We start from the raw sequence: 18,018 nt of genomic DNA, 5'->3' as shown, positions 1-18,018 counted from the left end.
GCTACAAATGCCTGATCATCATCGCTCCACAACAAGGCATCCCCTTTAACTTCTTGAGTAATATTCGTGATTTTTTCATTAACATCTTTGACTACATTCGTCAGATGCGTATTCACACTCTTCACATTCGCATCAAGACCATCCAAAGCAGAGCCAACGTCATAATAGTTCACTTTTGCTACCTGACCATCTTCAACAATAGAAGATAAACTATATTTTAGTCCTTTAAAGGTACCATTCTCAAATGATGTATCTCCACCAAAATAATTCGCTATATCTCCAGATATTTTATTAATTTGGCTGCCATTGATTGCATCATGCGACCCTTCTGCAATTATACCAACTTCTACATTATGGAGAGCAACTGGTGCCGTAGTCTTATCACCACCTAAAGTCACACTATTATAATTGACAGTGCCATCTGTATTTTTATCGTAGAGGACAGCAGCAGCACTTGCCAAATTAATATCCTTAGAAATCTTCTCTATACTTTTATCAAGCTGGGCTTTATTAACAGCTTCATTGTGCGCAACAGCCGCCTTCACACCAGAAATAGTCCGGTCTTCACCCGATTTGTTTGTAATATTAATTACAGAACCACCTGTTGCCTTACCTATGGTGATGGCACCCTCATTATCTTCTTGCTTAACGAGGCTACTTTTTGTCACATCCGCAATCTGATTTTGGATCTTCGTGATAGAATTATCAACAGCATTAAAAGTAGATTCAAAATTATCATGTGGTTTGCCTTGAATGGTGTAAGTAGGCGCCTTACCGTTAGATACGTCTGCACCACCACCAAAATATTTAGATGTATTTTGAGAAATTTTTGCTAGATTATTCGTAACAGTAGTAACATTCTGATTGGTAGAAAAGAGTTGCGAACCATTTATGGCATCAGTTGAATCTTCTGTGATATCTCCATTGGCAAGAAACTTAATTTTGCTATTTGTTCTTCCCTCTCCATGCTGCGCTACAAATGCCTGATCATCATCGCTCCACAACAAGGCATCCCCTTTAACTTCTTGAGTAATATTCGTGATTTTTTCATTAACATCTTTGACTACATTCGTCAGATGCGTATTCACACTCTTCACATTCGCATCAAGACCATCCAAAGCAGAGCCAACGTCATAATAGTTCACTTTTGCTACCTGACCATCTTCAACAATAGAAGATAAACTATATTTTAGTCCTTTAAAGGTACCATTCTCAAATGATGTATCTCCACCAAAATAATTCGCTATATCTCCAGATATTTTATTAATTTGGCTGCCATTGATTGCATCATGCGACCCTTCTGCAATTATACCAACTTCTACATTATGGAGAGCAACTGGTGCCGTAGTCTTATCACCACCTAAAGTCACACTATTATAATTGACAGTGCCATCTGTATTTTTATCGTAGAGGACAGCAGCAGCACTTGCCAAATTAATATCCTTAGAAATCTTCTCTATACTTTTATCAAGCTGGGCTTTATTAACAGCTTCATTGTGCGCAACAGCCGCCTTCACACCAGAAATAGTCCGGTCTTCACCCGATTTGTTTGTAATATTAATTACAGAACCACCTGTTGCCTTACCTATGGTGATGGTCCCCTCATTGTCTTCTTGCTTAACGAGGCTGCTTTTTGTCACATCCGCAATCTGATTTTGGATATTCGTGATAGAATTATCAACAGCATTAAAAGTAGATTCAAAATTATCATGTGGTTTGCCTTGAATGGTGTAAGTGGGGGCCTTACCGTTAGATACGTCTGCACCACCACCAAAATACTTTGATATATTTTGAGAAATTTTTGCTAGATTATTCGTAACAGTAGTAACATTCTGATTGGTAGAAAAAAGTTGCGAACCATTTATGGCATCAGTTGAATCTTCTGTGATATCTCCATTGGCAAGAAACTTAATTTTGCTATTTGTTCTTCCCTCTCCATGCTGTGCTACAAATGCCTGCTCATCATCACTCCACAACAGAGAATTTTTAGAAAAACCATCAATTTTCTGAGTAAACTCATTGGCTACATGTGTTAAGCGGCTATTCACATTGTTGATATTTTCATCAAGCCCTGTCAAAGCAGAACCAACATTATTATGATCCTTAGATACTACACCATCTTCAGAAATCTGCGATAAATGATAGAGTGGACCGAACAAAGTACCTTCACTAAATTCCGCATTACCACCAAAAATGTTTGCTACATCTCGGGATATTTTTTCAATCTGGCTACCATTGATTGCATCATGCGACCCCTCTGCAATTATACCAGCTTGTACATTATGGAGTGCAACTGGTGCCGTAGTCTTATCACCACCTAAAGTCACACTATTATAATTGACAGTGCCATCTGTATTTTTATCGTAGAGGACAGCAAAGCTATTTGCTTCTTTAATGACCTTAATATTGTCCGTGATATCTGCAATTTCACCATCGAGTTGTTTTTTATTAACAGCTTCATCATCATTCTCTGCTGCTTTCACACCAGAAATAGTCCGGTCTTCACCTGATTTATTTGTAATATTAATCTCTGCGCCTTCTATTTCCTTACCAATGGTGATACGATTTGTCTCTTCTTCTCGCTTAACAAGGCTATTACTTTTTACGGTGTCAACAATATCTGCAATCTGACCATCGAGTTGTTTTTTATTAACGGCTTCATCATCATTCTCTGCTGCCTTCACACCGGAAATTGTACGAGCATCACCTGATTTGTTTGTAACATTAATTACAGAACCACCTGTCTCTTTACCTATGGTGATCCTACCTGCTTCTCCCTCATCTTGCTTGACAAGACTATTTTTTACTATTTGATCTTTTGTCTCTTGTAGCTGTGCAAAATTCACTGCATCGGTATCTTCTTCCCCTGCCGCTACTCCTTTAATCGTTTTATCACCAGCATGAATGCCATCCACAGTTATTCTAGCCCCATCAGCAAACAGAAAGCCATCATCACTCATAGTGCTTCTTCCTGCGGTAACTTTCGTCACTGTAATACTATCAGCTAAATCAAATTTGACATTATTATCTTCTTCACCTTTTGTAATCTTAAGATTGTTACTTTCTGTTGATAAATCTACTACGCCCGTTATACCAACCTTTGTAGCATCTTTCCCTCCAACTGATAGCTTCCAACCTTGGTCTACGTACAATTCTAACGCTTTTAGCTGCGCAACATTAACGGCATCAGTATCGTCGCTACCAGCTGCCACTCCTACAATCTGGCGCGTTTTTTTTAATTTAGTATCACCAACACTCACCGCAGCTAACGTGCTCGCCCAAACGATGCTATTAGAATCTGCAACGCTCTTAGTTAAAGAGCTGTAACCGATAGCGCCAGCAGCAACATCAGCTACAGACTCACCTCCAAGAGCAACACCTAATTTTACCGTCGTTTTTGTATAAGCACCCAAAGCTACAGATCCCTCACTATCAGCCTTAGCACGATGTCCAATAGCAATTGATTCTACGCCCGTCGCTATTGTACGTCCCTCAGAAGGGACTGGTGTACTACCACTTCTACCTTCGCCACCTATTGCGATACTTTTTTCACCTGCAGCGTACGCCAAATGACCTACAGCAACAGTAAAGCTATTATCCACCTGCGCACCATAACCAACAGCAACCGTATCTGCCGCAGATACTTTTATCTCAGCACCAATAGCAACAATATCACTATTAGAATGGAGCTTTTTATCCTTTGTTATATTATTACCAAATATGACACTCGTACCTTCTACGCCGTCACGTTGTAGTCCGGTACCGCGCTGCATTCTAACCATAGAGTCATTACGCAAAGGATTGAATGCATCAATAATCGCTGTATTCTCACCATGCTGTGCAAAATTTTGGACTACACGATTATCAGCGACAAATTGCCCGCCTGCATCTAATGTTCTTTCCAATGAGTTTTTGCCATCTGTCCTCAAAACATTCACAATAGGATCTTCATTGCTTATAGCAGAAACGGTTTTGGTTAAAAAAATTGCATAGTCATCAGAAGCGTCAACTTTTGCCATCATTGCCACATTCAATGCTGTTAAATCATTTTTCTCATCACCATCATAGTAATCATATGCAGAGATAATGCTTTGGGGATAAACCACAGCAGTATTCTTTACACTTTCAAGAGATACTTTTGTTAAATCAAGTTTTGCTGAAAAAACAGGAGAACCATTTGATAAAAATAAGACCACCGCAGTGCCCAATAAAACTCCTTTAAAAAACGAGGTCCTATCATGTGAACGAGAAAATTTTAAATCACATGCCGTTTGTGTTGTATATAATTTTTTCATAATACCCCCCTCATAATAATACTTTTTAAACACAAAAGACACATTCTAGAGTTTTAAAGCTCTGTCTTTTCTTTGTGTATTTGTGCTTTTACAGCGTGTTTTTAGACTATAAATAAAACAAGATATAAGCTGTTATTGCTACATCACCTTTAAGGGGAATTAGGAGCCTATTTGTGAAAGTCAATGTGAGAAACATAAAAAAGTGATTTTCATAATTAAATACGTTTTAGTTTTTATCAAATATGACGCATCGTTTGTTTAATTGTATCTTCTGTGAAGTTGACACAATCTTTATGCTTATGGATCAGCCTTTTAAGAGACGGTTTATTGTTCACGGATAAGATTTTTCACTTCATTAAAATGGATTTTAAAGCTCTTACTAGAATGCCCCTGCTTCATCAAAGCAAGGGCAAAGAGTGGATTTAAGAAAAGTTTTTAGATCAGTTCAGAGTCATATTGAATCCCGCGCCTACACCCCAATGCCCCCCGGAAGTGGTGATAGATACATTAGACAGAACAGATCCGCTTTCAGATGTATAACCAGCACCAAAGGCAAATGCAGATTTATTACGCCATAAGCCGGTACCAAATCCAACACTTAATTTTCCAGGTGTTTCATTATAGCGTAAGTTCGCCACTGCTATACCAATAGCTGCTGCTTGTCTTGCTTCCTTTCGCGCCCCCTCAATGCTGTAATTTAAAGCATCAAACTTCATATCCGTATAAGATTTCGCTTCATTAATAACATCACCCATTTGGTGATTGATAATGTCATTGAAACGCTCATTCGTATATTCTTTTGCCTTATCAAGGACTATATCTATCTTCTGGTTTGTCTCCCAAAGTTGGCTACCATTCACAGCTTGTTTTGAATCTTTGGATAAGTCACCTGCCGCTACATTGTCTATTAATACTGGAGAACTGTCATCTACACCAACTAATGTAACTTGATTGATCTTTTCACCTGTTTTTTTATCTCTATCATAGAGTACAGATCCCTCCGTAACTTTAGTTTCAATATCCTTGACCTGATCTGTAATCATCTGCTGGGTTTCCCAAAGCTGACCTCCATTAACTGCTTCTTTGGAATCTTTGTCTACCTTACCATTCTCTACATTGATAATCTTACTAGGACTCTTAACGCCCTGATCATCAGCGTGAGACGCATCATAGCTTCCTTTTTCTTCATTCCAATTCAGACCATTAGAAGAGGCATCCTTTTCAACTTCTTTTATACGATCGTTGATAGTGCTCATGCTGTCGTTAACAACATCAAATGCTTCAGAGACATTATTACGCTCCTCTTTATCACCTTTCGTACCATCCTTATTAAAGACCTGAACGTAGAATTTGGGTCCTTGCCAGTTTCCTCCCTTATCATAACCAGCTCCTCCACCAAAATATGAGGCAAAGCTCTGTTGTAGAGTATAAATCTGACCTCCATTAATCGCATCCGTCGAATCTTCTGATATCTTTCCTTCCGCAAGGAACGTGATCTTGCTGTTGTCCTTTTTACCTTCCTTCTCATGCTGTGCTACAAACGCACCCGCATCATCACTCCACAACAACGCATTTTGCTCAATGTTTTCTGAAATCTCATTATGAAGATTCTTGAAGACCTTATTGATACCGGCAAACGCGGCTGCAATGCTATCATAATCCTCCTCTTCAAAGCTGCCATCTTCTTGGAAAGCCATTATCTTGAAACCTGGAAGGACCCAGCCATCACCATCATACTTAGCATCGCCACCAAAATACTTTACTAGCGACTGATTCAGATCATAAATCTGTCCGCCATTAACCGCATCACTCGAGCCTGATGCTATAGAACCAGCCGCAAGTGATGTGATTTTGCTGGCTTTTCTGTCATCCCCTTCCCCATGCAGAGCGACAAAAGCTTTGTCACCATCGCTCCAAGATAAAGAATCTTGTGCAACTCCTTCTGAGACTTCCTTAATGCGAGCATTCACACTCTTAATATTATCATCAAGTCCTTTAAAGGCAGAACCAACATCGGTATGCGGTTTATCTATTACTTCACCATCTTTATCAATACTGGATAAATTATAAGTTGGCCCTTTAAAAGCACCATCCTTAAATTCAGCATCTCCACCCAAGAATTTTGCTACATCCGTTGAAAGGATGTGAATCTGTCCTCCATTGATAACATCTGTTGAGTTTTCCGCAATCAATCCTGCGGCTACATTATGCAGTGCAACAGGTGTAGCATCCTTCCCTTTACCAAAAGTTACATTTGTATAATCAATTTGATCATCGGTTGTTTTATCGTAAAGAACAACAGAAGAACTATCAGACAGAAGGGTATCAGAAAGATCCTTCAAACCTTTATCAAGCTGTCCCTTGTTAACCGCTTCATTATCTTTTTCTGCTGCCTTCACACCAGAAACAGTCCGTGCTGCACCACTCTTGTTTGCGATATTGATTTCACTACCTTCTACTCCTTTACCAATGTTGATAACATCTTCATTTTTCGTAACAAGAAGATTACTAATTACATCGCTGATCGCATTTTGAACCTTTGTGAAAAGTTTACCCACACCTGAAAATGCATCTGATACATTCTTATAGTTTGATTCAGCTTCAGTGCCATCATCATTGATAGTTTTGAGCTTAAAATCAGGAACATTCAATTCCCCATCTTTATATTCAGCGTCATTAGAAAAATATTTTGCAACCTTATCGCCCAGTGAATAAAGTTGAGAACCATTTACTGCATCCGTCGATTCTTTCGTAATATCTCCTACAGCAAGCGATGTGATTTTACTGGCTTTTCTGTCATCCCCTTCCCCATGCAGAGCGACAAAAGCTTTGTCACCATCGCTCCAAGATAAAGAATCTTGTGCAACTCCTTCTGAGACTTCCTTAATGCGAGCGTTAACATTCTTGATATTATCATCAAGTCCTTTAAAGGCAGAACCAATATCGGTATGCGGTTTATCTGTTACTTCACCTTTTTCATCAATATTCGATAAATTATAAGTTGGCCCTTTAAAGTTTTTTCCATCAAAGGATACATCTCCACCTAAAATTTTTGATAAATCCGAAGCTATGGTATTAATCTGACCGCCCGTGATTGCATCATGTGAATCCTTGGAAATCTTACCATCAGCAACATTATGGAGACCTACAGCTGTCTTATCTTTAGCTTTTCCTAAAGTCACACTACTATAATTAGTTTTACCATCTGCATCTTTATCATAATGAACAACTGCTGATTCATCAGACTGAAGACTGTTCGAAAGATCTTTCAAGCCTTTATCAAGCTGTCCTTTGTTAACGGCTTCATTGTTTTTCGTCGCGTCCTTTACGCCAGAAAGAATCCGATCCGCACCAGCCTTATTGGCAATATTGATTTCACTGCCTTCTACTGCAGCTCCAATAGTGAGACGATGCGTTGTTTTGTCTTGCTGAACAAAGCTTTCGCTTTCTAATTTGTTAATCACATTATTAACCTGTTCAGTCAATTTATTCTGAACATTCGTGATAGAACTACCAACTCCAGAAAAAGCAGATGCTACATCATGATATTCCTTATCTTCAGGGCTGCCATCTTCCTTGATTGCTTTTACCTTGAATGTAGGAGCGGTCCATTTACCATCCGCATAGCTAGCACCACCACCAAAATAAGATGCAACACCTGTGCCCAATGTATGAAGCTGTGAGCCATTTACTGCGTCTGTTGAAGTTGCACTGATTGCCCCGCCGAGTAGACCGGAAAGTTTCCGCTCTTCATTACTTTTGTTCAAAATACTGATTTCGCTACCACCAGTTTCCATACCAACAGTGATAAGACCTTCTCCTTCATTAGGGAGACTGCGCGTTCTCCTCTTCTTTGCTACTTGCTTAACAAGGATACTATCTCTTACTTCATTAATTTCAGTATTTGTTGCCAAAAGTTGGGAACCATTGACCGCTTCGGTTGATTCTGCTGTGAGTGCACCATCTTGAATGCCTGTTATCTTCTTACTGCCAGCGTCAATACCACCCGTTGTTATTTTCGGACCACCTGTAATCACTAAGCCTGTTGCGTCTAGGGTATTTGTGCCTGCCTTTAAGCTCGTTAATGCAACATCTTGAGCCAGATCAAATTTTATCTTATTATCTTTATCGCCTTTTGTAATTTTAAAATTTTTACTTCCAGTTGAAAAATCTACTGTATCATCTATGCTAACGGCTTGGGTATTTTTATCATCAACAGAAAGTTTCCAACCTTTGCCTGCGTACTCTCTTAGTGCTTTCAGCTGCGCAATGTTGACGGCATCAGTGTCTGCATAACCCGCTGCCACACCTGTAAGCTGTCGTGTTATCTTATTCGGAGTATCACCAATACTAAAAGCTCCTTGAGTGCTCTTCCATATCACACCATCATCTGTTGACCGGCCCCCTATGGAAGGATCATAGCCAACTGTGGACACTGTGTTACGAGAAACAGATTGATAACCCACAGCAACACCACCATCAGCAAGTACTTGTGCATTTGAACCTAATGCCATACTATTTTTAGCTGTTACAGTTGAAAGTCCACCTAATGCAATACTATTTTCACCAGATGCATTTGCAAAACTACCTAATGCAATACTATTTTCACCAGATGTATTTGCAGAACCACCTAGTGCAATACCATTGTCAGCAGCTGCACTTGAAAGCTTACCTATAGCAATACTTCCTTGCCCACCTTTTCCCTCACTGGCAGCAATTGTAATGCTCTCCGTTTCGGCATGCCATTTAAAGACACTATCATCGGCAGCTTTTTTAATCTCATTGTGAAGATTTACATAAGACTTACCCACACCCTCAAGGGCTTTTGCTACATCCGGAAAACTTTCTTCTTCAATCTCATTCGTCTCAGGATTGAAAGTTTTAATTTTGAACTTTGGATCATCCCATTGGCCACTTGTAAATTTAACACCACCACCTAAATATCGAGCTATATGGGTAGCTACAACATTCAACTGACTACCATTTACCGCGTCTTGTGAATCTGCACTAAGATCAGCAGGTGCAATACCCGTTATCCTGTTATTTCCAGCGTCAATACCAGAAGTCGTGATTTTGGGACCATCGTTAATGATTAAGCCCGTGGTATCAAAAACATTTTTCCCCGCTGTTACGCTCTCCAGCGTAATGTTTTTTGCGAGATCAAATTTTATGTTATTGTCTTTTTCACCTTTTGTGATTTCAAGATTTTTACTTCCAGCTGCAAAATCTACTGTATCGTCTATCCCTACAGCTTTAGTATTTTTACCATCAACAGACAGTTTCCAGCCCTTATCTACATAGGTTTGCAATGACTTTAACTGCGCAATATTCACCGCATCAGTCTCTTCTGTACCTGCTGCTACTCCCCCAATTTGCCGTGTTTTCCCTTGCTTAACATCACCAACACTCACAGCACCTTGTGTACTTTTCCATACAAAATCGGCACCTTCTCCCTTTTTCCCAAGAGGACTATACCCTTCAACACCAGCTCCAACATTAGATACAGAAGCACTCCCTAACGCAACTCCTCCTACTACTTCAGTTACAGCATAATCCCCAAGCGTAACGCTTTTTTCTTCATTTGCTTTCGAATAAAATCCCACAGAAATAGATTGTTTACCTTTTGCTAATGCACGATGACCAACAGCAGTTGCACCATTTTCCATAGCCTTAGAAACAGAACCCAAAGCTGTTGAATAATCACCATTGGCAGTGGTATAATCACTATCCCCGTGTGTACTCTCCTCATTATATTCACCACCCAATGCGGTACTGCTTTTCCCCATAGCGTGAGCCATATAACCTACAGCAACACCCCATTCTTTTTGTACTTGCGCTCCATCACCTAAAGTAACATTTTTGTCTGCACGTTGTAATCCAGCATCACGCTTTGTGATTACAGGTGAATCATCTTGCGAGGCATCAAATATACCAATCGGCACTAGATTCTCATCATGCTGTGCAAATTGTTGGGAAGACATACTATCGCGAAGCCTCAAATAACCGGTAGCTTCATCATAAACAGAAATAACACTTTGGGGAGACATCACAGAAACAGTCTTTATATCCGTAGAAACTCCTTCTTTTGGAGAGAGATTTTTTGAAAAAACAGGAGAAACACTCGACAAAAGCGCAGCGATTGAAGTTAATGACAAAACTTTAATAAAAGGAAAACGAGAAAATTTTAAATCACTCCCCGCTAATTGTGTATATAATTTGTTCATAACAAATTCCCCAATGAAAAAAATAACTAAAAACACAAAAAAAGACACATTTAAATGCTAAGAAAACTTTTAAGTTGACATCTCTTTAACATTAAAAAAATAGAGAAATTGCATATTTAGATGTTATAGTGAATGCACCCGCTTTTTGTGTTACTCTGAGATAATAAGATTAATTTTTTTATATATTAATGAGTATTTGCTTAACTTCTAGGTTTTTTTGTTATTTTTTGCAAGGATGATATTGTTTTTTTAGTTTTTTATTTATCACTTTTATTCATAGAAAAAGTGCTAATATCTTGAAGAGAAAGGGGATTTTTCTTTTTAGAAAAGTATTAAGTAAAAATATTTTTTGTGTAAAATAAGTGAATAAAGTCTACGATTTTTCTTCAAAAATGCGTAAGTAGGGATGTTTTAATTTTATTGTTATTCTACAAAATAACCTCATCACAGGCTCTAATAAATGACGAGAATAGAGATGATTTAAGTTATTGAAGGCTAATTTAGCGTATCATTTTTATCACTTCTCCAGTCAAACTCAATCTGTTTTTCTTTACCCGAAGATGAATCGTAAATTTATAGTTTTGTAAAAAGTCAGGTAAATTCATCTTTTCTTTTGAAAAAGGTGAGAACATTGCTGAAAGCGTAAAAGTTTTTTCTGTTTTTAAAACCTGTCCGTTATCATTATATCCCTTATCACTCTTTCTATGCATATCTTTTATAGATTGTAAAAAACAATTCACCCCTGCCTCATAAGACAAGGGTGAAAAGAATTTTTCATTTGGTTTGTTAATTATCAATTCAATGTCATATTGAATCCTGCACCTACACCCCAATGACCACCAGAAGTCGTAACAGATACATTAGACCGAATATTTCCATTCTCTGAGGTGTAACCAGCACCAAAGGCAAAAGCTGATTGACTGCGCCATAAACCAGTACCAAATCCAACGCTTAATTTTCCAGGTGTATCATTGTAGCGTAAATTAGACACTGCTAAACCAATAGCTGCTGCTTGTCTTGCTTCCTTTCGCACACTTTCAATGCTGTAGTTTAAAACATCAAACTTCATATCGGTATAGTGTTTGGACTTATCAACAGCTTCATCAATCGCATCAATCCTAATATTATTGATCTTTTGATCCGTATATTGCTTGGATTCATCAAGAATAATCTTCATCTGTTCTTGGGTATAGTCATGGAGTTGACCACCATTTACAGCTTCTTTTGATCCTTTCTCAATTTTACCATTAGCGACATTATCAATCACAACAGGTTCACTGGCATCTCCCCCCGTTAATGTGATTTTATTGGTCTTGTTGCCGTTTTCATCTCTGTCATAGCGAACAGCATCCTCAGCAATATCGTTAACCTTATTATCAATATTATCAACTTTAACATCGATATTGGTAACTATGTCCCCAATATCAGCAATGGTATTGGAAATGTTATCAACTCTGTTGTTAAGATGCTTAACATCTTTTTCAACACCAGAGACACGTTCATTGGTCTCCCAAAGTTGTCCACCATTAACCGCGTCTTTGGAACCTTTTTCAACTTTACCATCAGCGACATTGATAATTTTATTCGGCTTACCATCGCGACCAGCATCATAGGCTTTTTCTTTATCATTCCACTTTAAAGCATCTGAATCGACCTTGTTGATGACATCATCAATACGGTTATTAATATTTGACATATTTTCATTAACGTCACCAAAAGCATCAGCAACATTATGGTGCTCCTTCTCAACAGTTTCACCATTCTCATTGACTTGAACAATCTTGAAAGTAGGTGCTGTCCATTTGCCATTTTCATATTTAGCACCACCGCCGAAATAATTCGCAAGCTGGTTGCTCATGAAATAAAGCTGATTACCCGTAATGGCTTCTGTTGAACCATCCGCAATCTCACCATCCATGAGATATTTAAGCTTGCTGTTTGTCGTCTTGCCATCTTTTTCATGACGTGCAACAAATGCTTCTTCTTCATCATCCCACAGTAAAGCATCTTTTGAGATACTTTCAATGTTCTGATTAAACTCATTAGATACATTCGTTAAGCGTTGATTCACATCTTTAACATTTTTATCAAGACCTTTTAAAGCTGAACCAACGTCATAAAAATTAGCCTGCCCTACCTCACCATCTACAATAGCCGATAAAGTATATTTTAGTCCTTTAAAGGCACCATTAACAAATTTTGCACCACCACCAAAAAACTTTGCAATATCTGCTGATATTTTATTAATCTGACTACCATTAATGGCATCGTGAGAATTTTCAGAAATGCTACCATCTTTGACATTATGGAGAGCAACTGGTTTTGCACCTTTCTCGCCACCTAAAGTTACACTCTCATAATTAACGCTATTATCGTCATTTTTATCATAAAGAACTGCAGCAGCAGTTACTGTCTCAATATTTTCCGTAATATCCTTTATGCTTTTATCAAGTTGATCTTTGTTAACAGCTTCATCACCCTTCTCTGCCGCTTTTACACCAGAAATGGAACGTGCTACCTTACCATATCCTGCAATATTGATCTCAGTCCCAGCTTTATCCTTCCCAATGGTGATAAGTTTCTTCCCTTCATCCCATTTAACAAGACTGTTTTCTTTCAAATCAGAAATTTTATTATCAATATTTGTAATAGAAGTATTCACACCCCCAAATGCGTCAAAAACATTACGATATGTCTGACCCTGAATAAGGAAAGTTGGCTCTATACCTTCAAGTACATCTGTACTGCCACCAAAATATTTCGATGTATTTTCAGCAACTGTTTTGATATTATCGGTAACAGTTTTGACATTTTCATTTGTCTTAAAGAGCTGAGAACCATTTACAGCTTCTGTTGATGTTCGAGAAATTGTTCCATCTTTCACACCAGAAAGTGTACGATCCTCACCATTCATGTTTTCGATACTGATTTTTGTACCACCTTTTTCCTTACCAATGGTAATAAGCTTTTCGCTCTCATCCCATTTAACAAGACTATTTTCTGTCACATTATTAATCTGATTATAGATATCCGTGATAGAAGTATCGACACCATCAAAAGCCTCAGCGACATTATTGTACTTTTTCTCAACAATATTACCGTTCTCAACGCGTTGAGAAACCTTGAAAGTAGGGTCTGTCCACTCTCCATCCTCATAGCTAGCTCCACCACCGAAATAATTGGCAATCTTATCACCCATCGTATAAAGTTGAGAACCATTGATTGCATCTGTTGACTCTTCAGAAATATCACCATCCGCAAGGAACTTAATCTTACTGTCTGTCTTCTCTCCATCTGTTCCATGACGTGCAACAAACGCCCCTTCTGCTTCACTCCACAATAAAGCATCTTGAGAGAATTTATCAAATTTCTTATCAAATTTATTGTCTACATATTCTATATGTTTATTGACATTTTTGATATTTATATCAAGCCCTGTCAGCGCGGAACCAACATCAGTATATTCCTTCTGAACTATTTTACCATCTGTAGAAACTGTAGATAAATTATATCTTGGCCCTACAAATTTACCATTTTCAAATGCCGCATCTCCACCAAAAAACTTTGCAATATCTCCAGATATTTTATTAATTTGGCTACCATTTATCGCTTCTGTTGAATTTTCAGAAATTTCACCATCTTTGACACCTGCAATGGTTCGCTCTCCATCAGTCCCCGTGATATCAATTCTCGTACCACCTTTTTGTGCACCAATGGTAATAAGCTTTTCACCCTCATCCCATTTAACTAGACTATTTTCTGTTACATTGTTAATCTGATCTTTTACTTTATTCAACTGTGAAAGATTAACTGCATCCTTCTCTAAAACACCATCTGCCACTCCTGTAATCGTCTTATCAGCCGCATGAATACCGCCAAATGTTATTCTTGGACCACCATTTTTAATCACTAAGCCATTAGCAGTTAAACTAGTTTTACCCCCTACCTCTATACTGCCAACTTTAATGTGTTCTGCTAAATCAAACTTGATCTCATTGTTATCTCCTCTCACAATTTTGATATTTGTGAGTTCACCGTCTTCGTGATGCTTAACGGCAATAAGATCTACTGTACTCCCAGCTGTAACATCTCTAGCATCATCGCCATTAACAGAAAGTTTCCAACCTTTTGTTGCAAGTGTCTTTACCTCTTTCAATTGTGCAAAGTTTACAGCATCATCGTCATACTCTCCCGCTGCTACACCAGTAATTACCCTAAAACCCCCATCTTTATTTGTAATATCAAGTTCTGTTCCGTCCTTTTCAGCACCAATGTAAATAACTTTTTCATCCTCATCCCATTTTACAAGACTATCGCCAACTATCTGGTTCTTTATTTCTTTCAACTGTTTATAATTTACAGCATCAGTGTCTTGCTCTCCCGCTGCTACTTTTGTAATCTTTTTACTGCCTGCATCGATACCATTCACTGTTATCTTTGGACCGCCATCAGCAAATGAAAAGCCATCATCACTCATCATGCTGTTGCCAGTCATAACACTACTTAGCACAATATGATCTTTTAAAGAAAAAGTAATTTTATTATTTTCGCCTTTTTCAATTTGGATATTTTTACCGCCACTCTTAGTCGCACCAGCAATGAGATCTACTGTACTCCCCGCTTTAACATCTGTAGCATTGTTACCATCAACAGAAAGCTTCCAGCCATTTTCTGCAAGTGTCTTTACCTCTTTCAATTGTGCAAAGTTTACAGCATCATCATCATTCTTTCCTGCTGCTACACCAGCAATTATCCTAAAATCCCCATCTTCGTTTGCAATATCAAGTTCTGTTCCGCCTTTTTCCATACCAATGGAAATAATTTTTTTCTCCTCATCCCATTTAACAAGGCTATCGCCAACTATCTGGTTCTTTATTTCTTTCAACTGTTTATAATTTACTGCATCCGTATCGTTTTCTCCAGCCTTTACATTTGTAATGTGTTCACCACCAGCATCAATACCATATACAGTCATGCTTGGTCCTTCACCATCAGCAAACGAAAAGCCACTATCACTCATAATGCTGTCGCCTGTCGTGACACTCGTTAACTTAAGATCATTATTCAAAGAAAATGTAACTTTATTTCCATCACCTTTGACAATTTGGATGTTTTTGTCACCATCTGCATTTTCACCCGCAACAAGATCTACAGTACTACCTGGTTCAACATCTGTTGTATCTTCACCATCAACAGAAAGCTTCCAGCCACCTGCTTTTGATATCAATCCTTTCACGTCTGTTAATTGCTTCAAATTTACAGCATCGGTATCTTCTTCCCCTGCTGCGACTCCTTTAATCGTTTTATTACCAGCATGAATGCCATTAACAGTTATGCTCGGCCCTTCACCACCGTTAAATCTGAAGCCTGCAGCATCCATAACGCTGTCTCCTGCTGTGACAGTCATTACATTAATATTATCAGCTAAATCAAAAGAGACTTTATTTCCATCGCCTTTAACAATTTTGATATTTTTACTTCCATCCTCACTCGCAACAGCAGAAAAATTGACTGTACTATCTGCCTCAACATCTGTAGCTTCTCCATCTTCAACAGAAAGCTTCCAGCCCCCCCCTTTAATTCCTGTTGTAAATTCTTTTAGCTGTTTAAAATTCACTGCATCAGTATCATCTTCTCCAGCTTTCACTCCTGTGATCTTTTCATCTCCAGCATCAATACCATCAATAGTCATGCGTGGGCCACCATCAGTAAACGTAAAGCCATCATCACTCATAGAGCTTTGACCAGTCGTAACGCTTATCAATTTAAGATTATCACTTAAAGCAAATTCAATTTTATGCTTCTTGTTTTCATTGTGTTTTTCAATTGTTAAGTTATCTTTTCCTGCTTTTGTATCTTTCACTGAAAAATCTACTATATTGCCTGAATTCACATCTGTAGGATCTGTATCGTTAGCAGAAAGTTTCCAAGCTCCTCCTCCTGCTATGACGTCTCTCATAGCTTTTAACTGCGCCACATTAACTGCATCAGTATCTTCACTCCCAGCGGCCACACCTGTAATTTGTCGTGTTAATTTACCATTACCTGTGCCACCAACTTCACCAACACTAAAAGCACCTGTTGTGCTGATCCATGCAATACCGCTTTCTGTCGTATCATCATCAAGGTAAGGGTCATATCCCTTAACGCCCTTATCTCTATCGGAGACAGAACCACCACCGATAGCAACACCATCATAAACACGCGCTTGCGCATTAACACCAATAGCAACGGAATCCTCCGCCTCAGCATAAGTATGCGAACCTATAGCAATCGCATTTTTACTCTTCGCTATTGCTTTTCTGTTAGGATCAGACGTTTCAGTTCTATCAGAGCGCCTGCTACCTATTGCAATAGAACCTGAAGCTTGCGCTTCAGCCTCTGAACCTATAGCAATCGCAAAATTTTCTTTTGCCATTGCTTTTAATCCCATAGCAACACTATTTTTACCCAATGCATTTGCAAGTCCACCAATAGCAACAGCAGAATCCCCAGAAGCTTCTGATCCGATACCCATAGCAACAGTTGCTTTACCACTCGCAAGTGCAGAAACACCAAAAGCTTGCGAACCACCAGTTTTTGCAGTTGCTCCTGCACCAAACGCTGTGGAATAATTTCCTGTTGCCGCAGAACCACAGCCCGTTGCAAAAGAATAAACACCATAAGCTTCAGGCATCGCATTCTGAAATCCACCAGTCAGTGCACCCATATAACCGCCTCTAGGAGTTGTCCAACTATTCCCCCCCCAAGTAACCTTTTCAGTAGTCGTACCATAAGGATTGCGGTCGCCGAATTTTCGATCTTCTATAAATCTGTTATATTGTTCCTCTGCAGTTATTCGTTGATTATCACTAACTACTTGCTGTTGTTTACCGCCACGACCAACGACGTTGTCTGCACCACAAAAATCATCGTCACCAGATAAAACAACACTCCCATGGCTACCATGTGTATATAAAACGCCCGCACCACCTGTGCTTAAATTAGTTCCTCCTGTGAAGGCAAAGTTGGCAGCAAAAACGGGAGAAACACTTGATAGGAGTGTAGCCATTGCCGCGCTGAGCGAGACAGTTTTAATTAAATTTGGTGCGGAATATTTTTTTTTCATAAGAATCTCCTCCAACAGAGCTCAACATCATTACAACGCGCAAAACACCCATGGCTAAACCCTTGAGTTCGCGCACCTCAAAAACCAATAAATCAAGACAAAACTCCCCCTCTGACACCAATATTGACTACGGCATCACCCTAAAATCTCTGCAACAACATCGAATCTAGAAAAGTCCCCAACCCTTTTAGCTAGAGGGATTCAAGCTAAAAATAAATAAAAACACAAACTTTGAGAATATTACATCATTTCCATCCAAACATATCGCGATTTAGCTCATAATAAAAATAGCTTGCTTAAAGAGCAACTCTACCTTTCAAATAAAGCGCAGTAGCAAAATGGCAAGAGTGTAAAAATAATTTTTTATAAATTTGCAAAAATACTTCTTATG

Annotated in this window: 3 protein-coding genes and 1 pseudogene; all 4 read right to left on the bottom strand. The window is 38.7% G+C overall.

Going from position 1 to position 18,018, the window contains the following annotated elements:
• Window positions 1-4,295 (bottom strand): annotated as a pseudogene (locus PVV59_RS08220) (hypothetical protein); the annotation flags it as partial.
• A 440-nt stretch (window positions 4,296-4,735) separates the two neighbouring features.
• The gene (locus PVV59_RS08215; RefSeq protein WP_273755645.1) at window positions 4,736-10,519 is read right to left on the bottom strand and encodes a YadA-like family protein; all 5,784 of its coding nucleotides are present in this window, start codon (window positions 10,517-10,519) and stop codon (window positions 4,736-4,738) included.
• A gap of 500 nt (window positions 10,520-11,019) precedes the next feature.
• Window positions 11,020-11,316 (bottom strand): hypothetical protein, encoded by a 297-nt coding sequence (locus tag PVV59_RS08210; protein ID WP_273755644.1) that lies wholly within the window; start codon window positions 11,314-11,316, stop codon window positions 11,020-11,022.
• Complete coding sequence (locus PVV59_RS08205) at window positions 11,313-17,627, bottom strand: Vomp family autotransporter (protein WP_273755643.1); 6,315 nt, start codon at window positions 17,625-17,627, stop codon at window positions 11,313-11,315. The genes PVV59_RS08210 and PVV59_RS08205 overlap by 4 nt, the downstream gene beginning before the upstream one ends.
• Window positions 17,628-18,018 lie beyond the last annotated feature (391 nt).

The sequence above is a fragment of the Bartonella sp. MM73XJBT.G genome, from assembly GCF_028618435.1.
Classification (GTDB): Bacteria; Pseudomonadota; Alphaproteobacteria; order Rhizobiales; family Rhizobiaceae; genus Bartonella.
Note: the sequence above shows the minus strand (reverse complement) of the source record. Positions and strands in the feature narration are given on the sequence as shown.